This window comes from Enterococcus sp. DIV2453a (assembly GCF_050533535.1).
In the GTDB taxonomy this organism is placed as follows: domain Bacteria; phylum Bacillota; class Bacilli; order Lactobacillales; family Enterococcaceae; genus Enterococcus; species Enterococcus faecalis.
On record NZ_CP172899.1, the window covers coordinates 2,151,668 to 2,173,527 of the forward strand.

A 21,860-nucleotide genomic window follows, 5' to 3' on the forward strand; every position below is an offset into this window, starting at 1 on the left:
AATCGTCAATTGACTTTTGTTCACCGCCTTAAAATAAGTTTTTATTTAAAGAAGTTCATAATATGAGTCCAAATTTTTTCATCAAAGACATCCATTGGATTCCCATTTCCAATCAAACCATAACCAATCATTGTTCCCACAACAAATAAGATAATGACTAACGAAATGACCACTAGAATTTTCAATAATGTTACTAAAATATAACGAAATGAACTCATACGTTTGACTCCTTTAGATTACTGTCGTTGCTTGTTTTTCTTCAATTTTTTCATCATTGACACGTTCAACGTTCGCGCCTAATTTTTGAAGTTTTTTATGGAACTCATAATAGCCACGATCTAAATATTTCAAATTAGAGACACGTGTAATGCCATTTGCACGTAACCCTACTAAAATCAATGCGGCAGCTGCCCGTAAATCAGTGGCTTCCACTGCTGCTCCTTGTAACTCGTTGCCACCATTAATAACGGCAATGTTGCCGTCAATTTTTAAGTCAGCGTTCATTCGACGCATTTCCTCTAAGTGTTGGTAACGATTTTCAAAGACTGTTTCTGTCACGATGCTTGTTCCTTCAGCAAACATTTGGATCGCTGTCATTTGTGCTTGCATGTCTGTTGGGAAACCAGGATGCGGCATTGTCTTAACATCTGTTGGTTTTAGATGTTTTGGTCCAATTACACGGATGCCGTTTTCTTCTTCTTCAATGATTGCACCCATTTCAGTTAATTTAGAAATTAGCGGACGATTATGTTCAGAAATTGCTTCTTCAATTAAAACATTTCCCTCAGTCATTGCTGCAGCTACCATGAACGTACCTGCTTCAATTCGATCTTGAACGATTGAATGCTCTACGGCATGTAATTTATCGACGCCTTCGATACGCATCGTTTCTGTTCCAGCACCGATAACATTGGCCCCCATTTTGTTTAAAATGTTTGCTAAGTCAACGATTTCAGGTTCACGAGCGACGTTTTCAATGATGGTTGTTCCTTTCGCACGAACAGCAGCCATCATAATGTTTTGCGTAGCGCCGACACTTGGGAAGTCTAAGTAAATAGTGTTACCGATTAGTTCATCCGCAATTGCTTCAATATAACCATTTTTTTGGATGATTTTTGCACCTAATGCTTGGAAGCCTTTTAAGTGTAAATCAATTGGTCGTTTCCCAATGGCACAGCCACCTGGCATTGCCACTTTGGCATGGCCATTACGAGCCAATAAAGGTCCCATTACAACGATAGAAGCACGCATTTTACTAACGTACTCATAGTTTGCTTCGATCCCTAAAGGTTGTGTTGCGTCTATTGTTACTTCATTCGCGTCTTCATCAAAATCAATGGCTACATTCAAATGCTTAATTACTTGATTCATTGTAAATACATCAGATAAAATTGGTACATTTTTTAAAGTAGTAACGCCTTCTTCAGCTAAAAGAGTAGCTGCTAAAATTGGTAAAACAGCGTTTTTGGCGCCTTCAATTTTTACAGTTCCTTCTAATTTTGTATTACCACCATGAACAATAATTTGTTCCATTTTGTTCCCCCCAAAAAAATGAGAATAGGTATTCCTATTCAAAATCTTTACTATTATACCATTATTCAACTAAAAATTGTACCTTTTTTTATTTTTCAATTTTTAAGGAAAATACACAATGAAAAGATTTCGACAAAGCGCAATCAATTCTAAAGCAAACGAGCTAACTGTGTATCCGATAGCGATGGCGAAAAATACCATCAACATTCTAATTTGCGGTGTAAATTGGGTTTTGAAAAATTGCTCAATACGCAATGATTGCAACGCCCAAAAACTTATGTAAATGAACATAAGATGACTAACGATTCGAACAATAGCATCTACTCCATAGTATTGCATAAGGAGCCTCCTTTTTTCTAACGTAGGAACATTTTATCACAAAATAATAAAAACCGATAATTAATCCACTTGAAATGCCAAAATTTGACACTATTTATTAAAAAATACGAAGAAATAGAGTTTAAGGCACCTGACTCAATAGCAAGCGCCTTAAACTCTACAAAAGTGACTGAATCCTTCAGCCTTTTTTACCCATGTTTCGATACGTTGATCCGGTTGATTGCACGATGCAAAGCAACAGTCGCACGACGTAGTTGATCGCGGTCGTCTTTTGCTTTGGCTTCTTCAATTAAACGTTCTGCTCGTTGTTTTGCTCGTTCAGCACGAGGTACATCGATATCTCGTTCACGTTCAGCACTATCGGCAATAATAGAAACGACATTATCACGGACTTCCATGATACCACCATTTACAGCTACCCAGTCAACATGTGTATCTGAATCGGTCCGTTTGATGCGGACTTCATCAATCGCTAGCGGAACGATGATTGGCGCATGTTTTGGTAAAATACCAATTTCACCATCTGTTGTTTTCGCCACAACGATTTTTGCATGGTGGTCATAAACTAGACCATTCGGCGTTACTACATTCACAGTAAGACTATCCATTGTGTTTGCCGCCTTTCTAGTAGTTTAATTGTTTCGCTTTTTCGATGGCATCTTCAATTTTACCGACACTACGGAAGGCTTCTTCTGGCAGATTATCATGTTTACCTTCAAGAATTTCTTTAAAGCCACGAACTGTTTCCGCAACTGGTACATAAGAACCAGGTTGACCTGTAAATTGTTCAGCAACGTTAAAGTTTTGAGATAAGAAGAATTGAACACGGCGTGCGCGACCAACAAGTACTTTTTCGTCATCTGATAATTCGTCCATCCCTAAAATAGCGATGATATCTTGTAATTCACGGTAACGTTGTAAAATATGTTGCACTTCGGTAGCCACTTCGTAGTGTTCTTCTCCAACAATTTCAGGAGCCAAGGCACTAGAAGATGAAGCTAACGGATCTACCGCTGGATAAATCCCTTGTTCGGTTAATTTACGTTCCAAGTTAGTTGTTGCATCCAAATGGGCAAACGCTGTTGCTGGCGCTGGATCGGTATAGTCATCGGCTGGAACATAGATTGCTTGAATAGAGGTAATTGATCCTTTTTTCGTTGAAGTAATCCGTTCTTGTAATTGTCCCATTTCAGTCGCTAAGGTTGGTTGGTAACCAACGGCTGACGGCATCCGACCTAAAAGGGCAGAAACTTCTGAACCGGCTTGGGTGAAACGGAAAATGTTATCAATAAATAATAGCACGTCTTGTCCTTCCACATCACGGAAATATTCAGCAATCGTTAACCCAGTTAAGGCCACACGCATCCGTGCACCTGGTGGTTCGTTCATTTGACCAAAAACCATGGCTGTTTTTTCAATAACGCCTGAATCTTTCATTTCATAGTACAGGTCGTTCCCTTCACGTGTCCGTTCACCAACACCAGTAAAGACGGAAATCCCTCCATGTTCTTGGGCAATATTATGAATTAATTCTTGAATTAAGACGGTTTTACCAACACCGGCACCACCGAAAAGTCCGACTTTACCACCTTTTAGATAAGGTGCTAATAAGTCAATAACTTTAATCCCTGTTTCTAAAATTTCATTACTGGTACTTAATTCATCAAATGCTGGCGCTTTTTTATGAATCCCACTACGTTCAGCATCTGCAGGGAATGGCGCTTCTAAGTCAATTGTGTCTCCTAAAACGTTAAACACACGACCCAATGTATCTTTACCAACAGGAACTGAAATTGATTTTCCTGTATCGATAACTTCCATTCCACGTTGTAAACCATCTGTCGATTCCATGGCGATAGAACGAATCACTCCATCACCTAGTTCTAAAGCGACTTCAAGTACTACTTTTTGTTTTGCTTCGCCATTTTTATAAACGACTAAAGCGTTGTTAATATCGGGTAAGGATTGATCTAATGAAAATTCCACGTCAACAACGGGACCGATTACTTGAACAATCTTTCCTGAACTCATAATTTCTTTCCTCCAGTCTTCATAAAGTCACACGCTTTGAACGTTTTTATACACGTTCAAACGTAAGACTAGATTATTCTAGTGCAGCTGCACCAGCAACAATTTCTGTAATTTCTTGGGTAATCGCCCCTTGACGAGCACGGTTATAAGAAATTGTTAAATCGCTAATAATATTTTGCGCATTGTCAGTGGCTGTTTTCATGGCGGTCATCCCAGCAGCATGTTCTGCTGTTTTCGCATCAATGATCGCCCCATAAATTAAGCTTTCTGCATATTGTGGTAATAATTGATCCAAGATTGCTTCAGGTGAAGGCTCTAAAAGATATTCTTGTTCGTAAGAGGTCGCCTCTGATGGATCTAAATCAGTAATTGGCAACATTTTTTCCACACGAAACTGACTCGTTAGTGAGTTAACGTGGTGATTATAACAAACATACAATTCATCAAACACTTCGTTTTGGTACATAGTCGTTGCCGTTGTCACAATCTTACGGACTTCTTCAAACGTTGGTTGATCCGTTAAGCCTCTTAGCTCATAGGAAACATCGATTCCGCGTGCTTTAAAGAAATCCGCCCCTGTACCACCAATGGCGATTAAGGCATATTCTTTATTAGAATCATGGTCTTCTTGAATCATACTCATGGTTTGTTTTAAGATTGAGCTATTGTAGCCACCAACTAACCCTTTGTCAGAAGTGATAACGATATAGCCTGTTTTTTTGACAGGTCGTTGTGCTAACATCACATGATAGTTCCCTTCACTAAGAGAAGATTGTTCTGTTTCACGTAATTCACTTAACTGAGCAGCTACTAAATGCGTAACGACACTACGAATTTTTGAAGAATATTCTTGAAAGCTTTTAGAGGCGCCTTCTGACTTTGTCAATTTGGCTGCAGAAACCATTTGCATCGCTTTAGTAATTTGGCTTGTCTTTTTTGTTGATGCAATGCGTTGTTTGATTTCATTTAATGAAGCACCCAATGTTGCTCACCTCTCTTATGCGTTATCGATTTTTTCTAAAGCTTCTTTGGCTGAATCTCCGCTGTTGTTTGCCGCTGCAAACATTTCAGAAAACTCTGTAATCGCTGCATCTAATGCATCAGTATCTGGTAAGTCTTTCGTTGTACGAATGGTTTCCAATAAGTCTGCATGTTTGCCATCAAAATAATCGAATAAATCTTGTTCAAAGTGTAAAATTTTATCTACGCTCACGCTATCTAAAAAGCCGTGTGTTAACGCATATAAAATTAAGACTTGTTTTTCTACAGGCAGTGGCGCATGTAGTTTTTGTTTTAAAATTTCTACCGTACGACGACCACGGTTTAATTTAGCTTGTGTTGCCGCATCTAAATCAGAGCCAAATTGTGTAAAGGCTTCTAACTCACGGTAACTAGCTAAGTCTAAACGAAGCGTTCCGGCAACTTTTTTCATTGCTTTGATTTGCGCTGATCCTCCGACCCGAGAAACAGATAACCCAGCATCAACGGCTGGACGAGTGCCTGCATAGAACAGGTCGCTTTCTAAGAAAATTTGTCCATCAGTGATTGAAATAACGTTTGTTGGAATATAAGCAGAAATATCGCCTGCTTGTGTTTCAACGAATGGTAAGGCTGTCATTGAACCGCCACCTAATTCATCACTTAATTTAGCTGCACGTTCTAATAAACGTGAGTGTAAATAGAAGACATCCCCTGGATAAGCTTCACGACCTGGTGGACGGCGTAATAGTAGAGAAAGTTCACGATAAGCCACGGCTTGTTTTGATAAGTCATCAAAAATAATTAAGACATGTTTGCCGTTATACATGAATTCTTCACCCATTGCAGTTCCTGCATATGGTGCAATGTAAAGTAATGGTGCTGGTTGTGAAGCCCCTGCAGTCACAACGATTGTATAATCTAAGGCACCAAATTTACGAAGTGTTTCTACTTGGTTACGAACAGTAGATTCTTTTTGACCAATCGCTACATAAATACAAATTACATCTTGTCCTTTTTGGTTAATAATTGTATCAATTGCAATGGATGTTTTCCCTGTTTTACGGTCTCCAATAACCAATTCCCGTTGTCCACGACCAATTGGTACGAGGGCATCAATGGCTTTTAAGCCAGTTTGCATTGGTTCAGCAACAGATTGACGTTGCATAACACCGGGAGCTGTTGCTTCCACAGGACGTGTTTTGTCTGTTTTAATTTCGCCTAAACCATCTAATGGTTGACCTAATGGATTAACAACACGGCCAATCAAAGCTTCCCCAACGGGTACTTCCATGATTTTGCCTGTGCGTTGTACTTTATCTCCTTCACGAATGGTTTCAAAATCGCCAAGGATAATAATCCCTACATCATTTGTTTCTAAGTTTTGTGCCATTCCGTATGAACCGTTTGAAAACTCAACAAGTTCTCCACTCATGGCATTTTCTAAACCGTGGGCGCGGGCAATTCCGTCACCGACGTAAGTGACTGTTCCAACTTCTTCAACAGCAAGCTGTTGTTGATAGTTTTCGATTTGTTCTTTAATCAAGGCACTGATTTCTTCTGCTTTGATAGCCATTCAATTCACCTCTTTGTAGTCCTAAAGATTATTTTAATAACTTCTGCTGCATATGTTCTAATTGTTTGCGGATGCTGCCATCGATTACTTGATGGTTTGCTTCAATAACCACTCCGCCAACAATTGACGGGTCAATTAAATTGACTAAATGCGCTTGTTCATACCCTAATAATTGGGCAGCTTTTTCTTCCATTGCTTGATGTTGTTCTTTTGATAAAGGAATGGCTGTTGTCACTGAACCCAAAATTAGTCCTTGGTGCTCATCATAACGTCGTTCATATTCATCAATCATCAAGAGCAGATCATACATGCGACGATATTCGTAAACCACTCGCAAAAAGTTTTGCATCATTTCACTAAAACCTGTTACTAGTTTTTCCATGATGCTGTCTTTTTCATAAGGTTCTAAGCGATCATCACTTAAAATATCGCCAATACCAGGTACTTGGTGATAGACTTCGCGAAGCGTCAATAATTCTTGATAAATTGCTTCAGCTTGGTTCTTTTCAACTGCCAACTCAAACAAAGCCTTGCCGTAGCGTTTACCAACTGTATATTTATCTAGTTTCATTTGCTTTACCTAAACTTTCAATATAAGAATCAATCAATGCTTCATGTGCATCTGGTGTTAATTCTTTATTTAAAATTTTGGCTGCAATTTGAAGAGAAAGATCTGCCACTTCATTTTTTACTGAAGACAATGCTTCTTCACGTTCTTGAGAAATATCTGTCCGAGCTTTTTCGCGTAGGCGAGTAACTTCCGCAGTTGTTTCTTTTAATGTTTTTTGGCGAGTCTGTTCTCCACTTTCTTTCGCGTTTTTAATAATTTCAGCTGCTTCTGATCTGGAAGAAAGTAATTGTTGTTGACGTTCTTTTTCCATTTTCGCTGCTGCTACGCGAGATTGTTCTGCAGAGTCTAAATCGTTGGCAATTTTTTCTTCACGTTGTGTCAAAATATCTACGATTGCTCCCCATGCATATTTCTTTAATAAGAGCATCAAGATTAAAAATGCACCACTGACAACAATCATCGTGCCTAGTGTGGTACTAGGAGCCGTTTCACCGACTACCAATGTAGTAAGTAGCATGAAGTCTCAACTTCCTTTCCTGCAAAAATCGATTTAGCTTCTTCAACTGCTTTATCACCAGCTATTGAAAAGGCTAAAGATAGAAGAAAGCAGTGACGGTCCCGATAATAATCAGCGTCCTGCCTCCATTTTATTGCTTATCTGAATAAAAGTAATAAAGAAACAACGACACCTAAAATTGGCACAGCTTCAATTAAAGCGACCCCGATAAACATTGTTGTTCTTAATTGACCAGACATTTCTGGTTGACGAGTCATTGACTCGATTGTTTTTGAAATAACTTGTCCGTTACCGATAGCGGCTCCGATAGCTGAACCGAAAATTGCAATTGCTGCTGCGATAAAATTTAATCCTTCCATTGTGTAAAATCCTCCTAAAAGATAATTTTTGTCCTTCGTATTTCTTGATTATTCTTCTGTTTCAATTTTGTGTGACATATAAACCATTGAAAGTGTCACAAAGATAAACGCTTGGATACATCCAATAAAGATTGAGAATGCTACCCAAATCATTTCTAGCGGAATCGCTAGTGGGATAACCCATAATCCGACGCTTGCTACGGTTCCAGCAATTAAGCCCAATAGAACTTCGCCGGCAAAAATGTTTCCGTACAAACGCAAGCCTAATGTTAATAGATTCGTGAATTCTTCCATTAATTTTACCGGTAGTAAGAAACCAACGGGTCTTAAATAACTATTAACTAGATAGCCTTTAAAACCAAAGCGTTTCATACCAAAGAAGTGTGTTAAGACAATCATCATCATCGCTAACGTTAAGGTTACGATTGGATCGGCGGTTGGACTTTTCCAAACGCTGAGATCGTCGCCCACAACGATTTTTGTAACGAGACCCAAGATGTTTGAAACAAGCACAAACATGAAAAGGGTAAACGCCATTAAATGAAAATTGCTCACTTCTTTACGAGGTAAATTGTCTGTAATGATTCCACGAATAAAATCTACTAACCATTCGATGACCGTTTGTTTGCCTTTAGGTCGTAGCTTCATATTTCTCGTACAAGCATAGACAAAGGCGAAAACAATGATACACGTCAACAGCACCATCAAAACAATGGTTCCATCAAACCAAATTGGTCCGATATTGAAGAGTAATTTCTTCTCTTCCAAATCAATTCACCTCTTTTCCAACAATCTTTCAGAAGTTTCATCCTACTCCTGAGTGATAATCCCTGGCAAAGCTATCGTACCACCACTTGTTGATAATTTACAAATAGTTTACTTTTAAAATTTCATGTGTTGAAAATTGGTTGGAAAACCTTTTCCATAAACCAATCTAATGCAGGGTGGTACTGCTTTCCGAAGCGATTAAAAAATGAATCATTTACATTCATTTACTCAACACTTACCAGATTTTACACCTAATCCGAAGAAAGGCAAGCAAATATGCGAAAAAGAATAAATTTACATTTTTAACGTCGGTTATTTTTTAATGTTCGGCTGATTTGTCGGTCAACTTCCTTACGTTTCAAGTCTTCACGCTTGTCGTACTGCTTTTTCCCTTTAGCTAAACCAATCAAAACTTTGGCATAGCCGTCTTTAATATAGACCTTCAAAGGTACTAATGTGATACCTGTATTTTTGGTTTCGCCGATTAACTTATTAATTTGTTTTTTGTGTAATAATAATTTTCTGGTACGTAATGGGTCATGATTAAAAATATTGCCCTGTTCATATGGACTAATATGAACATTATACAAAAAGGCTTCTCCGTTTCGAATTCGTGCAAAACCATCTTTTAAATTGATACGACCATTTCGAATAGATTTGATTTCTGTTCCTTGTAAAACAAGCCCAGCTTCAACCGTATCGATAATTGAATAATCATGTCTAGCTTTGCGGTTTTGTGCGATTAATTTTCCTTCCCCTTTTGGCATAAGCGACCTCCTCTACTTCTTCTTTTTCCCTTTTTTATTTTTTTGTTTCATTGCTTCTTTATAAAAAGGTTGTTTTTTGCCTTTGCCTTTTTTCTTATTTTTCTTTTTCTTACCATCAAATGATTCATCTTTTTTATTTCTTCGTTGATTATTTGACCGAGTTGAAGAATTGGCTTTACCTTTTTTACGTCCTTTTGGTCCTTCGACTGGCGCGACTTCCTCAGCTGAAATCAATTCAAAATCAACTTCTCTTGTTTCTGGATCAGCTTTTTCAACACGGATTTGAACTTTCTGACCAATTTTCAAAGTCATTCCCGTCCGTTCACCAACTAACGCCATATGATTTTCAATAAAGTGGAAATAATCTTGTTTTAAGTTGTTCACGTGAATTAAGCCTTCTATTGTATTAGGCAGTTCCACAAAGATACCAAATTTTGTGACTGAGCTGATAATCCCGTCATACGTTTCTCCCACTTTATCTACCATAAATTCGGCTTTCTTCATGGCGTCCACTTCACGCTCTGCATCAACTGCGCGACGTTCCATACTTGAACTATGATTGGCAATTTCTGGTAATGCTTCGTTCCATTTTTCTTGATTTTTTTCAGATTGATCTTGGCTATAGCTGCGAATCAAACGATGCACAATTAAATCTGGATAACGACGTATTGGTGAAGTAAAATGCGTATAATATTCAGCAGCCAACCCATAGTGTCCGTAGTTGTCTTCTGAGTATTTCGCTTGTTGCATACTTCTTAGCAACATCGTATTGATAACCACTTCTTCCGGCTTATTTTCAACTTGCTCTAAAACTTTTTGTAAATCTTTTGGTGAAATGTTTTCTTTTGTTCCTTTAACAAGAATGCCAAGTACTGCAGCAAAGTCAAAGAAACGTTGCATTTTTTCTTCTTTTGGTTGTTCATGAATCCGATAAATAAATGGCAGTTTTAAGTCATGATAATGACGTGCCACAGTTTCATTCGCTGCCAACATAAAGGATTCAATTAATCGTTCACCCACGCCACGCGTGCGTAAAAGAATATCTTGGGGATGACCATTTTCATCAACTAGGACTTTGGCTTCACGATCTTCAAAAGAAATCGCACCACGGCGCATACGCATCTCTTCTAATATATGGTGCAGCTCGCCCATCTCTTTAAACATGGGAACTAGCTCTTTGTAGCGTTCTAACGTTTCAGGTTTTTGCTCTTCTAAAATTTCATTGACTGCTGTATAGGTCATTCGCTCCGTTGTTTGGATTACACTTTGGAAAATTTCATGCGAAATAACTTCTCCTTCTGGTGTAATTTCCATCTCACAACTCATGGTTAAACGTGGAACATGTGGGTTTAGCGAACAAATCCCATTTGATAATCGCTGCGGAATCATTGGCACAACTCGGTCTGTCAAATAGACACTTGTGCCACGTTCATACGCTTCCATATCCAATTGGCTTCCTTCAGTTACATAATAAGAAACATCTGCAATATGCACCCCTAAAAAGAAATTACCATTTGCTAACTTTTGTACCGTTACTGCATCATCTAAATCTTTCGCATCTTCTCCATCAATCGTCACAATCAACTGATCACGTAAATCCCGACGACCGACTAAATCGCTTTCTGCAATAGTTTCTGGTACTTGGTCCGCTTCAGCCAAAACTTCATCAGGAAATGCTGTGGGAATTCCATGAGCCACCACGATTGATAAAATATCCATTCCTGGATCATTTTTATGACCAATCACTTGTTTGACTAGTCCTTCCATACTTGTTGGATATTCTTGATCTGGATAATAGGTAATTTCAGCAATGACAATGCTACCATCTACTGGCTTAATCCCTTCAGGTGCAATTGATACAGTATACTGATTCAATTTCTTATCTTTGGGAATCATGTAGCCATACAGTCCCATTTCTGCCATTTCTTCTTCACTATATGCCACAAATTCTCCGACAACTTGGCTCACTGCTCGCTCTTTAATTTCTTTGACTTTACCTTCTGCGCCGCGATCTGAAAAAGGATCCGCATGTTGGATCACGTCGATTAAAACCGTGTCCCCATCCATTGCAAAGTTCGTTGCCTCTTTCGGAATGTAAACATCTGGTTCTTCAGGATCGATGGTTACAAAACCAAAGCCTCGTTCATTTGCACGAAACGTTCCTTCTATTAATAAGTCTTTCATTGGTAACAGGACTTTGCCTTTTTTGTTGAAACTAACTGACTTTTCTCGTTCCATTTGTGCAATGGTTTGCACTAAAATTTTAAAATCTGAACTTTTTTCTAAATTCAAGCCTTGTGCAATTTCTTCCATTGAAAAGCTTTTCTTTTTTTGGCTTTCCATGAAATGTAAAATTTGCTCTTTAATTGTTTGTTTTGTCATTATTTCTCCTCATTCCAAGGTAGTGTTGCTAAAAATTGCACCACATCTTGCTCTAATTGTTTGTGTTCTCCACTCACCGTAATGACATGTCCGCTGTTTGGGTACCATTGTAAGGTCACACGTGCTTGTGTTAGCGCTTGGGCCGTTTGATAGACGCCCATTGGCTCAATCATTTCATCTTTGCCAGCTTGCGCTAAGAAAAGAGGTGCGTGGATTTTGTTTAGTTTGTCAGCCGTCTGACTAGCAATCGTTTCAATCGCTCCTAATTGTTGTTTGACTCGTTGCTCAATCGATTGCAACCGGCTTTGTTGTTCCTCTGCAGGAACTTCTGCGATTTTCATCACATTTTCTGCGTATAATACAAAATTTTCTGGGACTTTATTTTCGACAGGGTAGATCGGTGAACAGAAAAATCCACCACCAATTAATCCTGTTAATTGTTCCGTTAATGCATGCATACTGAAAATCCCGCCCATTGATAAACCAAAAATAGCAATTTCTTGGTAACCTCTTTCTCTCAAAAAAGCGACTGCTTCTTGTGTATCTTGCCACCATTGTTCCGTTGTTTGATCTAAAATATCTTCAGGAACTAGCGTGCCATGTCCTGAAAAATTAGGCGAATAGACAGTATAATTTTCTTTTTCTAAACGTCTGCTTAACATCCGTACATCATTACTGCTGCCAGAATAAGCGTGTAATAAAAGGACCGCCCGTTTTCCTTTTTCTGAAAATAACGGCTTCGGTAAATTGATTTTTTTTGCCACTTCGCTCACCTCAGCTTCATTCTATCATATTCTCAAAAGAAAACCTTCCGAAATGATAAGTTTCAAAGACTTTTTCAGAAAGAAAAAGAACAGAAAAATAAGTGTCCGCACTCATCTCTCTGTTCTAAACTTGTCATTTTAAAAGATTACGTACTTATTTTGAAGATAAGAACGCCAAAACAAATAATAAAATCATCCAAATTGCGCCAAGAACTGCTGTTGAGCGTTGCATAACAGCTTCAAAACCGCGCGCTTTTTGCTTCCCAAATAATTTATCTGCACCGCCAGTGAAGGCACTTGCTGCACTGTTTTGTTTGCTTGGTTGCATCATAACAGTAATGACGATTAAAACAGATAAGATGATGACCAACGTTAAGATTAGATTATACATGCGTTAATTCTCCTTTTTATACAAATATGCGAAATTCATCTACTTTAATGTAGCATATTTTATCTGTAAACACCAGTGAAATTTAATGTCTTTCCCTATTTGTCTCTAATAGCAACAGCCGCAAGTAGGAATCAGATTTCTACTTGCGGCTGTTGCTAGTTTCTTCTTTATTTTCTCAATACGTCTCCGTATTCAGGTTTAGTATCAAATTCTTTTTTGGCAAATGGACATAGCGGAATAATTTTTTTATGCTCTTTTCTCGCTTTTTCAACACCGGCTAAAACAAGTTTTTCAGCTAATTTTTGTCCACGATAAGTTGGATCAACAAACGTATGATCAATAATCATCATGCTTTCGCCAGCATCTGACCAAGTCATTTCACCAATTTCTTGGTTTTCATCGTTATATAGAGCAAAACGATTGTTTTCTTCTTTAATTTGCATATTCGTTCCCTGCTTTCCGAATATATTTTAGAGCGCCACTTGGACATGAATCAACTACAATCATGTCATTTTCAACACTTCCGTTATCTGGAATAATCCATGGTTTCCGACCAACTTCAAAGACTTCTGGATTTCCGCGAACACAATTACCAATATGTTCACAAATATCTTTATTATAAAAGATATCAATTCCTTCCCCCGTATATTTACGGTAGCCTTCTTTTAATAGTTGTTCTTCCGTGACTGGTTGCCCATCTATTTGGTTTCCTTTCATTGCACAATCTCTCCCCTGTAACTTATTAATATTAAAAACGTACCTTTATTTTACCACTAAGCTGGACATTCAGGCAATTAATTGTTCCACCTTACTTGCCAATTCGACGAGCACGCAAAGCAGATAAGATTGACACAGTGTCCACGACTTCTTGTAGCATAGCCCCGATTAGCGCCGGAATGATCCCGGTACTAGCAATTAGCATTAGTAAAACGCAGATAAAAATTCCGATTAATACAGATTGTTTGGCAATTTTCATGGTATCTTGGGCAATTTCGACCGCTTGGCTGACTTTACTTAAGTCATCTTTTAAAATAACAACGTCAGCAGTTTCACTAGCCGCAGTAGCTCCATGAGCGCCCATAGCAATACCTACGTCTGCAGCAGCAAGCGAAGGTGCATCATTTACACCATCTCCTACCATGATGACTGGATGGTTTTCTTTGGGCAATTCTTTTAGAATAGTTAATTTATCTTGTGGTAAACATTCCCCATGTACTTCGGTAATTCCTACTTCTGCAGCAATCGTTTCTGCGACGGATTCTTGATCCCCCGTCAGCATTAAAATTCGTTGAAGATGTAATTGGTGTAATTTTTCCATAGTCTCTTTTGCTTCTGGGCGTACAGTGTCTGTAAAAGTAATTCGGCCTAAATATGTGCCATTACGTGAAATATGAATAGTCGTTTTATCAATTTTTTCAGTTGCTTGAGACTCTTGTGTCACAAAATTCTTTTTACCTACCCGTATCTCAGCACCATCCACAAATGCCTTCACGCCAGCACCAGAAACTTCCGCTAGATCTGTAATATTTTTTAATGGGACATCTTGCTTTCTGGCATAAGCAACAATTGATCTAGCTAAAATATGACTTGATTCTTGTTCCACGCTTGCTGCCAATCCCACTAATTCAGCAGCAGTTATTCCAGCATTGATTGGTTGGACTTGATCAACAGAAAGTTGTCCTTGCGTAATCGTGCCTGTTTTATCAAACGCAATCGTTTTTGCAGAAGCTAATTTTTCGACCATCGTTCCCGATTTAATAACGACCCCATGACGACTTGAACGACCCATCCCTGCCACTAAAGCAATTGGGGCAGATAGAATTAAAGGACACGGCGAAGCAACAACTAAGACTTCCGCAAAACGTGTCGGACTTTTTGAAACAAACCAAGCAACACCTGCAATTAAGTAGGCAACTAGTGTAAAAGGTACCGCATAGCGGTCTGCTAAACGTACAAAATGAGCTGGACGTGCCGCAGATTCTTTCACTAAGTTCACAATCGTTTGATATTGACTGTCGGCTACAGTTTTTTCAGCAACCATTTTCAAAGAGCCATCACCATTCACGGAACCCGACATTAATTCATCACCAGGATTTTTTTCAATTGGTTTTGATTCTCCTGTTAATGAAGATTCATCGACTGTTGATGTCCCGGTTTTTACCAAGCCATCAACTGGAACTAGTTCCCCTGGTTTTACTACTAATTCATCGCCAACATTGATTTCCTCAACAGAAACATCTTCTAAATTTTCGCCATTCAAGCGATGAGCTTTTTGTGGCGAGTTATCCAATAATGACTTCAGCTCTTGGTTAGCTTTTCCAGCGGCATAGTCTTCTAATGAATCACCACCAGTCAACATAATTAAAATCATCAAACTGGCCCAGTATTCTCCCACAGCTAAGGTTGCAACGATAGCGGTAATCGCTAAAATATCGACACCATATTTTCCTTCACGTAAGGTTTGAATCATTTCCCAGAACATCATTAACGCCATTACAGAACCTGTTATTAAAATAATGCCATACGCCCAATTCGGCTGATGTAAAATAAATTCAAATAATAATGCCAAAACTCCTGTTATAATTGTAATCCCCAATTTTGTTACATGCTTCATCTCTTTTTCTCTCCTATCATTCACTTTACATTATTGAGCGTACCTTTTCTGTTTTGAAAAAGAAAGTGAAAACGCCTAAATGAAAACGACTTTCATTATCATAGGATAGTTGCTGTAGCAACGTTTACTTTCTGAAAAGTAGTTATGTAAAAAAAACACAGACCATCGTTCATTCGCCGATGGTCTGTGTTTTTATTTCCAAAAATCATCAAAAATTGTAATGGGTAAATGCCGTTTGTGTTGTCCTTTTTTATACCAGTTTTCAATTGTTTGTTGATCTGTTTCCGAGACTTTTTTGCCTTCCAAATAGTCATCAATGGCATCATACGTGACACCTAAGGCAACTTCATCTGCAACTAACGGTTTGTCATCTTCTAGATCAGCTGTTGGTATTTTTAGATACAAGGCTTCTGGTGCCCCAAGTTCTTTCAGCAAAGCTTTTCCTTGGCGCTTATTTAAACGAAATAACGGTAAAATATCCGCTCCGCCATCGCCATATTTGGTGAAGAAAGCTGTCACATTTTCGGCTGCGTGGTCTGTGCCAATTACTGCGCCAGCATTTTCGCCAGCTACTGCATATTGTGTAATCATACGTTGACGTGCTTTCATGTTCCCTTTATTAAAATCGCTAATTTGAACGCCAGCGTTTTCTAGCGAACCAACCATTGCATCCACTGCTGGTTTAATATCCACTCGTAAAGAAACATCTGGCTGAATAAAGGCTAGCGCGGCTTGTGCATCAGCTTCATCTGCTTGCTCACCGTAGGGAAGGCGAATCGCAATAAATTGATACGACATATCTCCTGTTTCTTCGCGCATTTCAGTCATCGCTAATTGTGCTAAGCGCCCAGCTAATGTTGAATCTTGTCCGCCACTAATTCCCAAGACAAAGGTTTTTAAAAAAGGATGTTTAGTTAAATAAGCTTTCAGAAAATCAATACTTTTACGAACTTCTTCTTTTGGATCAATTGTCGGTAAAACACCTAACTCTTGAATGATTTTTTCTTGAAGTGTTGTCATTTCTAGGCCTCCTTATTCACCGTTTCCGTTAAATGTTTAACGTCTTTACGCACTTTTTCCAATAAATTCATTTTGTGGTTCCAACAATCTGTTGAAAGGTCCACTGGATATTTCTGCGGATTCAAATCCCGCTTGTATTCTTCCCAAAGTGAATCTAAATTTTCTTTTGCATATTGTTTAATTTCATCTAAAGTTGGTAATTCATACACACGTTTTCCTTCAATGAAAATATCTTGGAGTACTGGCCGTGCTTCAAAATCACGGACATACTTATTAATAAAGGTATGAACGGGATGGAACATATAAATTTCTTCTTCTTGGCGAGGATCTTCATTCCAAAGTGTCACATAGTCTCCTTCTGACTTTTTATCAGATTTACGTGTAATACGCCAAACTTGTTTTTTTCCTGGTGTTGTCACTTTTTCAGCATTGCTAGATAGTTTAATGGTATCTTTCATTTGGCCATCTTCACCTTCAATTGAAACTAATTTAAACACCGCTCCTAAAGCCGGTTGATCATAGGCCGTAATCAGCTTGGTACCCACGCCCCATACATCAATTTTTGATTTTTGCATTTTTAGATTCAAAATCGTATTTTCATCTAAATCGTTCGATGCATAAATTTTTGCTTCAGTAAAGCCAGCTTCGTCCAGTTGTTCACGAACTCGTTTAGAAATATAAGCCATATCGCCACTATCAATCCGCACCCCTAGGAAATTAATTTTATCCCCCATTTCTCGAGCTACTCGAATTGCGCTTGGCACTCCCGCTTTCAAAGTATCATACGTATCAACAAGGAAAACACAATCCCGATGTGTTTTGGCATACGCCATGAATGCTTCATAATCATTTCCATACGACTGAACCAACGAATGGGCGTGAGTCCCACTAACCGGAATACCAAAAATTTTACCAGCACGAACATTACTTGTCGCGTCCGCCCCACCAATATAGGCGGCTCTTGTGCCCCAAATGGCAGCGTCTAATTCTTGTGCTCGGCGTGTTCCAAATTCCAATAAAGGATCATCGCCAATCACGGATTTAATTCGAGCCGCTTTTGTCGCAATTAATGTTTGGAAATTCACCATATTTAGCAAGGCAGTTTCTACCAATTGACATTGTGCCAAAGGACCTTCAATTTGAATTAACGGTTCGTTATTAAAAACCAAATCCCCTTCTAAAGCAGAGCGTACAGTACATTTAAATTCAAAATTTGCTAAATACGTCAAGAAATCTTCTGGATATTCTTCAACTTCTCGGAGATATGCAATATCAGATTCTGTGAACGTTAAATTTTCGAGATAATTGACTAAACGTTCTAAACCTGCAAAAATTGCGTAGCCATGATTAAAGGGCATCTCTCTAAAGTAACATTCAAAAACAGCATGTAAATCTGCTCTCCCTAATTCCCAGTATGTTTGCATCATATTGATTTGATACATATCTGTATGCAATGTCAAACTATCATCTGCATATGTATAGTCCATCGTTTTCTACCTCTATTCTTTGTATTAAAAACTTGTTTATATTATAACAAAAAAATTTTTTTTAGCCTAAAATCTGCTTAGACCTCTTTTTCTTTAAAAATGAAAAATTTACTGAAGAAATAATTTAAAATCACTACTACAACTTGTGTAATCATTTTCGCCCAAAACGATGAAAAATGAATACCATCAATTAGGAGAATCATTAAACCCATATCAGCCACAAAAGATAAAATTCGGTACCAATAAAATAAGCCCATTTCTTTAAAAAAACCAGCTATGCTTTCATGCTTACTTGCGAATACCCAATATTTATTCGTGAAAAAGGCAAATAGAACAGATAAAAACCAACTAATTGCGTTACTTATCTTGTAATCCAGCCCTAACACGTTTTGACAAACAAAAAACACAACTAAGTTGACGACCGTCGTTGCACCACCAAAAAATAAATAAGCCAGTACTTCTCGGTATTTACGAAATAATTCTTTCAATTTTCACGCATCCTTTCAACTAATCATTTTATCAAACTTCGGCAAGAAAACCTATCTATTTTGTGTAAAGACACAATTCTCTTGCTAATTTTACTATTTATTAAGGTATTTATGAAAAACATAGTAAGAGAAGAGGAGAAGTTCATCCATGGATGAACTTCTCCTCTTCTCTTCGTCTAATAATATATGACTCCATCAACCAATAAGTTAAATCAGCATTAGTCCTTTAGCTTAGGAAGTGCTATCGTTTGTCCTTCGGTTAATACAGAATACGTTAAGTCATTTGCCTGCTTGAGTGCGGTTAAGGAATAGCCCGTTTTTTTAGCAATTTTTGCGAGTGTCTCTCCTCTTTTTACTTCATAATACTCAGTAGACTCTGTTTTTGAGTCATTCGCTGTACCATTTGATTGCTCTGCTGTTTCCAAAGCATTAGTCACCGATTTACTGATTATTAGTGATTGAAGTAACGCTTGTTCTTTCGGTTCTAGAGAAGTCGCCGCTGTATGCTGAGGAATCGTGATTTTTTGGCCAATATAAAACATTTCTTGAGTCTTTGAATTTTGTTTTAAAATGGCTGTTGCTGACACACCAAACGTCTGGCTAATGGTGGCGAGAGAATCTCCTTTGCTTACTTCATAGATGACTGCTTCTTTTTTTAGCTGTTCTTTGACTGCTTCCTTATCAAACGAAGGTTTCTTTTCTTCTGCCAAATTAGTCACTACTGGTTTCTTCTTTTCTTGATCGTATTCAGTTAATTGATAGGTTTCAATCAACGCGTTTAATTTTTTATCGTAATATGTATCCGTTGCATAACGACCTGTCAAAAATTTTGTTGCCTGCTGATAATTCGTCGTGTTTGCTTTCAAAACGCCGTGATAAAACGTCGGATTCCCCGCCAGCCCATTGATGATTAATTTACTATAGTCTGTTAATGACTCTTTATAGGAAGGATACTGACGAAAATCGGCATGAATGGTGGTCATCTTCCCTTTACCATCATCTTCTTGTGTGGGAAAGCTGACACTTTGACCTTGATAAGCGCCTTTAATGCCAAACAAATTATAATTTGGCGGCGCCGCTAACGCACTATTACCCGAGCCACTCTCTAAAATAGCTTGAGCTATCATGACAGAAGCGTATAGATCATGCCGCTGACCAATAACTCGTGCTTCTTCACCGATTTTTCTAATAAACTCAGAAGTAGAAGCATTCTCTTGAACAACAAAATTTGCCTCGGCTTGTTGTTGAATTCCTGCTTGCTTTTCCTTTTCTTGACTATTGTCTATCTCTGAATGTACCAACGGCTCTTTGGTCTTTTCAGTTAATGTAGAATTTTGTGGTTCCTGATTATGAGGTGACTTCTCAGTGAGCGCTTTACGCTCTTCAGATACTGGTTGCTCATTTTGTAACGATTCGGTTGGTTTAGTACTAGCAATTGGCTTTTCTTGTGGCGGTAAACTATTTTCAGATTCTGAAGGTTCCACATTATTTTCCTGATGGTCACTGCTGTCATCTTGTATTGAACTTTCTTGTTGTTCAGACGAACTTATTACTGTTTCGTTCAGCGTTGAAGAAGTAAGAGTTCCTTGGTCTTGATTGACTTGGTCCGCTCTTTTTTCTTCCAGCACTAGCTGTCGGTTTTCGTGACTCGTTTCGGTCTCCTCTTGAGCGATTAATGGTTCCGAATTGTAGTAACTGGCGCCAGCATAAGTCCCTAAGACTCCAAGACATACCAACTTCAAATATCTTGCCTTTCTTTTTTTCATCGCATTTCTCCTTCATTTACCTCTTTATTTCTGCTAATAATTGCTCTATCTGTTGGTACATTCCTGTTGATTCATTCTTGATGGTTAGCATTTGTTCACAATAAGCTTGGTACTCTCTTGCCACTTGCTTCATGCGTGTTAAAGTTGCTAAACGTTGTTCCATCTCTTCATGAACTGTTGCAACTTGTTGGTTAGCTTGGGCAATTGTTTCTTTTGCTTGACGTTTGGCTTCTAATAAGACTTCGCCAATTTCTTTTTGAGAAAGCGTAACGGCTGTGTCTAAGTTCTCTTCGCTAGTCTGTTTCTGTTGTATCTTTGCTTCAGACAATTGTTTCTGTAAAGAAGTGATAGTTGCTTCTTTATCACTTAACGTTTCTTTAACATCTTTAAGTTGAACATCTTTTTCGACTACTTGTTTTTGTAATGCTTCCACTTCATTGGTTTGCATTAATAATTGCTCCGTTAGTTTTTTTATGGATTGCTGATATAGTTGATTTTCTTCTTCTAGTTTTTCAGCAAAAGAAAATGACTCTTCTGACAGTTCAGTCGGCACTTGTTGCTGGACCTGTTTTACTTTTGCGGCTTGCTCTTTTGCATAAACGACCTCGTCATCAAAGATTGCTTCCTCTGTTACCTTTGGTTGTGCTTTCCCCGATTGTTCATTTTCGAAATCCGGCATCTTCTCATACTCCTCATCTTCATTGTTTTTAGTCAAAAATTGCCACATTTGTTTCTCCTCCTTCGTACCTTTTACACCGTTAACATATAGCCTTTTGAGCGAATTGTTTTGATATATTGTGGTTTGTTCACATCTTGTTCAATTTTTTTACGCAAATGGAAAATCACATTAGCGACACGATATTTTCGTTCATTCGCAGTATCTTTCCAGACATTTTTGTAGAGTTCTTCATATGTAATTGTTTGTCCTGCGTGTTTGTATAAATACTCTATTGTGAAAAATTCCAATTTTGTTAAAAGAATTTCTTCTCCACTTCCCAAGCAAACACTTAAGTTTGGCGCAATTAAATACAATTTCTCAGAAAGATTCTTAGTAACTGTATGTTCCTCGTTTGCACTAACTAATTTAGGATAAAAACGTCTTTTTACACGTTGCAATAAATTACTCACGCTTAACACGCATTCTTGGCGATCATAAGAATGATCAAAAACGCCATCTGCGCCTAATTGTAAATAAATAATTCGATTGACTTTACTAATTGCTTCTGTCCGAGAAAATAACCAAATTGGCAAGTCTGACTGCTTGCGAATTGTCATTAATAACTCACAACAAGTATTTACTTGCTGGTGGTCAGTAACTTCAATCACTAATCCATCAATATGGTGCAAATGAAGAAGTATATTTGTTCCTTGGATGATCTGACATTCTACTTGATTACTAACAAACCAATTTTGACAGTATTCTTTTGTTTCAATTGTCAAAGGAACGACACCAATTGTATATTTTTCCATTTTTCCACCTCAATCTTCCTAATATTCCCCTTCAAAATA

24 protein-coding genes are annotated in these 21,860 nt (G+C 38.1%); all 24 read right to left on the reverse strand.

Translation table 11 applies throughout. The features are described 5' to 3' along the window. Nucleotides 1-41: 41 nt before the first annotated feature. Nucleotides 42-218, reverse strand: coding sequence for a DNA-directed RNA polymerase subunit beta (locus tag IGK03_RS10415; RefSeq protein WP_002356564.1), 177 nt, complete (start codon nucleotides 216-218; stop codon nucleotides 42-44). 13 nt (nucleotides 219-231) lie between these two features. Next, the gene (gene murA / locus IGK03_RS10420; RefSeq protein ID WP_002356562.1) at nucleotides 232-1,533 is read right to left on the reverse strand and encodes a UDP-N-acetylglucosamine 1-carboxyvinyltransferase; all 1,302 of its coding nucleotides are present in this window, start codon (nucleotides 1,531-1,533) and stop codon (nucleotides 232-234) included. Nucleotides 1,534-1,635: 102 nt separating this feature from the next. Further along, complete coding sequence (locus tag IGK03_RS10425; protein WP_002356560.1) at nucleotides 1,636-1,872, reverse strand: DUF1146 family protein; 237 nt, start codon at nucleotides 1,870-1,872, stop codon at nucleotides 1,636-1,638. Nucleotides 1,873-2,060: 188 nt separating this feature from the next. Then, nucleotides 2,061-2,480, reverse strand: a complete 420-nt coding sequence (locus IGK03_RS10430; protein WP_002356559.1) for a F0F1 ATP synthase subunit epsilon — start codon at nucleotides 2,478-2,480, stop codon at nucleotides 2,061-2,063. Between the two features lie 16 nt (nucleotides 2,481-2,496). Beyond that, nucleotides 2,497-3,903, reverse strand: a complete 1,407-nt coding sequence (gene atpD, locus IGK03_RS10435) for a F0F1 ATP synthase subunit beta (RefSeq protein ID WP_002356558.1) — start codon at nucleotides 3,901-3,903, stop codon at nucleotides 2,497-2,499. 73 nt (nucleotides 3,904-3,976) lie between these two features. Continuing rightward, nucleotides 3,977-4,885 (reverse strand): F0F1 ATP synthase subunit gamma, encoded by a 909-nt coding sequence (locus tag IGK03_RS10440; protein ID WP_002359606.1) that lies wholly within the window; start codon nucleotides 4,883-4,885, stop codon nucleotides 3,977-3,979. A 15-nt stretch (nucleotides 4,886-4,900) separates the two neighbouring features. Further along, nucleotides 4,901-6,457, reverse strand: coding sequence for a F0F1 ATP synthase subunit alpha (atpA, locus tag IGK03_RS10445; protein ID WP_002356555.1), 1,557 nt, complete (start codon nucleotides 6,455-6,457; stop codon nucleotides 4,901-4,903). 28 nt (nucleotides 6,458-6,485) lie between these two features. Further along, nucleotides 6,486-7,028, reverse strand: a complete 543-nt coding sequence (atpH, locus tag IGK03_RS10450) for an ATP synthase F1 subunit delta (RefSeq protein ID WP_002356554.1) — start codon at nucleotides 7,026-7,028, stop codon at nucleotides 6,486-6,488. Beyond that, complete coding sequence (gene atpF, locus IGK03_RS10455) at nucleotides 7,015-7,545, reverse strand: F0F1 ATP synthase subunit B (protein WP_002365031.1); 531 nt, start codon at nucleotides 7,543-7,545, stop codon at nucleotides 7,015-7,017. Before atpF ends, atpH begins: the two co-directional genes overlap by 14 nt. 137 nt (nucleotides 7,546-7,682) lie before the next feature. Then, entirely contained in the window at nucleotides 7,683-7,904 is a 222-nt protein-coding gene (gene atpE / locus IGK03_RS10460; RefSeq protein ID WP_002356552.1) for an ATP synthase F0 subunit C, read from the reverse strand. Between the two features lie 48 nt (nucleotides 7,905-7,952). Further along, nucleotides 7,953-8,672 carry a F0F1 ATP synthase subunit A gene (gene atpB, locus IGK03_RS10465; RefSeq protein WP_002356551.1) on the reverse strand — a complete coding sequence of 240 codons (720 nt, stop codon included), beginning with the start codon at nucleotides 8,670-8,672 and terminating at the stop codon, nucleotides 7,953-7,955. Nucleotides 8,673-8,974: 302 nt separating this feature from the next. Further along, complete coding sequence (gene smpB / locus IGK03_RS10470; RefSeq protein WP_002356550.1) at nucleotides 8,975-9,439, reverse strand: SsrA-binding protein SmpB; 465 nt, start codon at nucleotides 9,437-9,439, stop codon at nucleotides 8,975-8,977. 12 nt (nucleotides 9,440-9,451) lie between these two features. Beyond that, nucleotides 9,452-11,821, reverse strand: a complete 2,370-nt coding sequence (gene rnr / locus IGK03_RS10475; protein ID WP_002356549.1) for a ribonuclease R — start codon at nucleotides 11,819-11,821, stop codon at nucleotides 9,452-9,454. Then, the gene (locus tag IGK03_RS10480) at nucleotides 11,821-12,594 is read right to left on the reverse strand and encodes an alpha/beta hydrolase (RefSeq protein ID WP_002384145.1); all 774 of its coding nucleotides are present in this window, start codon (nucleotides 12,592-12,594) and stop codon (nucleotides 11,821-11,823) included. The genes rnr and IGK03_RS10480 overlap by 1 nt, the downstream gene beginning before the upstream one ends. Nucleotides 12,595-12,739: 145 nt before the next feature. Continuing rightward, nucleotides 12,740-12,976 (reverse strand): preprotein translocase subunit SecG, encoded by a 237-nt coding sequence (secG, locus tag IGK03_RS10485; RefSeq protein WP_002356546.1) that lies wholly within the window; start codon nucleotides 12,974-12,976, stop codon nucleotides 12,740-12,742. A 167-nt stretch (nucleotides 12,977-13,143) separates the two neighbouring features. After that, the gene (locus tag IGK03_RS10490) at nucleotides 13,144-13,419 is read right to left on the reverse strand and encodes a GNAT family N-acetyltransferase (RefSeq protein ID WP_002356545.1); all 276 of its coding nucleotides are present in this window, start codon (nucleotides 13,417-13,419) and stop codon (nucleotides 13,144-13,146) included. Then, nucleotides 13,409-13,693, reverse strand: a complete 285-nt coding sequence (locus tag IGK03_RS10495) for a (4Fe-4S)-binding protein (protein WP_002356543.1) — start codon at nucleotides 13,691-13,693, stop codon at nucleotides 13,409-13,411. Before IGK03_RS10495 ends, IGK03_RS10490 begins: the two co-directional genes overlap by 11 nt. A 91-nt stretch (nucleotides 13,694-13,784) precedes the next feature. Next, complete coding sequence (locus tag IGK03_RS10500; protein ID WP_025191376.1) at nucleotides 13,785-15,614, reverse strand: heavy metal translocating P-type ATPase; 1,830 nt, start codon at nucleotides 15,612-15,614, stop codon at nucleotides 13,785-13,787. A gap of 168 nt (nucleotides 15,615-15,782) precedes the next feature. Further along, on the reverse strand, nucleotides 15,783-16,610 hold the full coding sequence (gene nadE / locus IGK03_RS10505; protein ID WP_002356540.1) for an ammonia-dependent NAD(+) synthetase: 828 nt from the start codon (nucleotides 16,608-16,610) through the stop codon (nucleotides 15,783-15,785). 2 nt (nucleotides 16,611-16,612) lie between these two features. Beyond that, nucleotides 16,613-18,097 carry a nicotinate phosphoribosyltransferase gene (locus tag IGK03_RS10510; RefSeq protein WP_002374220.1) on the reverse strand — a complete coding sequence of 495 codons (1,485 nt, stop codon included), beginning with the start codon at nucleotides 18,095-18,097 and terminating at the stop codon, nucleotides 16,613-16,615. Between the two features lie 77 nt (nucleotides 18,098-18,174). Beyond that, complete coding sequence (locus IGK03_RS10515) at nucleotides 18,175-18,585, reverse strand: GtrA family protein (RefSeq protein WP_002367164.1); 411 nt, start codon at nucleotides 18,583-18,585, stop codon at nucleotides 18,175-18,177. 218 nt (nucleotides 18,586-18,803) lie between these two features. Then, the gene (locus IGK03_RS10520) at nucleotides 18,804-20,351 is read right to left on the reverse strand and encodes a glucosaminidase domain-containing protein (protein WP_002374218.1); all 1,548 of its coding nucleotides are present in this window, start codon (nucleotides 20,349-20,351) and stop codon (nucleotides 18,804-18,806) included. Nucleotides 20,352-20,367: 16 nt separating this feature from the next. Next, complete coding sequence (locus tag IGK03_RS10525) at nucleotides 20,368-21,078, reverse strand: hypothetical protein (protein ID WP_010776039.1); 711 nt, start codon at nucleotides 21,076-21,078, stop codon at nucleotides 20,368-20,370. A 23-nt stretch (nucleotides 21,079-21,101) separates the two neighbouring features. After that, on the reverse strand, nucleotides 21,102-21,821 hold the full coding sequence (locus IGK03_RS10530; RefSeq protein ID WP_430602294.1) for a response regulator transcription factor: 720 nt from the start codon (nucleotides 21,819-21,821) through the stop codon (nucleotides 21,102-21,104). Nucleotides 21,822-21,860 lie beyond the last annotated feature (39 nt).

Excerpts from the sequence above, each read along its gene's own strand:
- IGK03_RS10415 (WP_002356564.1), bottom strand. The coding sequence starts at position 218 with ATGAGTTCATTTCGTTATATTTTAGTAACATTATTGAAAATTCTAGTG.
- murA (WP_002356562.1), bottom strand. The coding sequence starts at position 1,533 with ATGGAACAAATTATTGTTCATGGTGGTAATACAAAATTAGAAGGAACT.
- IGK03_RS10425 (WP_002356560.1), bottom strand. The coding sequence starts at position 1,872 with ATGCAATACTATGGAGTAGATGCTATTGTTCGAATCGTTAGTCATCTT.
- IGK03_RS10430 (WP_002356559.1), bottom strand. The coding sequence starts at position 2,480 with ATGGATAGTCTTACTGTGAATGTAGTAACGCCGAATGGTCTAGTTTAT.
- atpD (WP_002356558.1), bottom strand. The coding sequence starts at position 3,903 with ATGAGTTCAGGAAAGATTGTTCAAGTAATCGGTCCCGTTGTTGACGTG.
- atpA (WP_002356555.1), bottom strand. The coding sequence starts at position 6,457 with ATGGCTATCAAAGCAGAAGAAATCAGTGCCTTGATTAAAGAACAAATC.
- atpH (WP_002356554.1), bottom strand. The coding sequence starts at position 7,028 with ATGAAACTAGATAAATATACAGTTGGTAAACGCTACGGCAAGGCTTTG.
- atpF (WP_002365031.1), bottom strand. The coding sequence starts at position 7,545 with ATGCTACTTACTACATTGGTAGTCGGTGAAACGGCTCCTAGTACCACA.
- atpE (WP_002356552.1), bottom strand. The coding sequence starts at position 7,904 with ATGGAAGGATTAAATTTTATCGCAGCAGCAATTGCAATTTTCGGTTCA.
- smpB (WP_002356550.1), bottom strand. The coding sequence starts at position 9,439 with ATGCCAAAAGGGGAAGGAAAATTAATCGCACAAAACCGCAAAGCTAGA.
- rnr (WP_002356549.1), bottom strand. The coding sequence starts at position 11,821 with ATGACAAAACAAACAATTAAAGAGCAAATTTTACATTTCATGGAAAGC.
- secG (WP_002356546.1), bottom strand. The coding sequence starts at position 12,976 with ATGTATAATCTAATCTTAACGTTGGTCATCATCTTATCTGTTTTAATC.
- IGK03_RS10490 (WP_002356545.1), bottom strand. The coding sequence starts at position 13,419 with ATGCAAATTAAAGAAGAAAACAATCGTTTTGCTCTATATAACGATGAA.
- IGK03_RS10495 (WP_002356543.1), bottom strand. The coding sequence starts at position 13,693 with ATGAAAGGAAACCAAATAGATGGGCAACCAGTCACGGAAGAACAACTA.
- nadE (WP_002356540.1), bottom strand. The coding sequence starts at position 16,610 with ATGACAACACTTCAAGAAAAAATCATTCAAGAGTTAGGTGTTTTACCG.
- IGK03_RS10510 (WP_002374220.1), bottom strand. The coding sequence starts at position 18,097 with ATGGACTATACATATGCAGATGATAGTTTGACATTGCATACAGATATG.
- IGK03_RS10520 (WP_002374218.1), bottom strand. The coding sequence starts at position 20,351 with ATGAAAAAAAGAAAGGCAAGATATTTGAAGTTGGTATGTCTTGGAGTC.
- IGK03_RS10525 (WP_010776039.1), bottom strand. The coding sequence starts at position 21,078 with ATGTGGCAATTTTTGACTAAAAACAATGAAGATGAGGAGTATGAGAAG.
- IGK03_RS10530 (WP_430602294.1), bottom strand. The coding sequence starts at position 21,821 with ATGGAAAAATATACAATTGGTGTCGTTCCTTTGACAATTGAAACAAAA.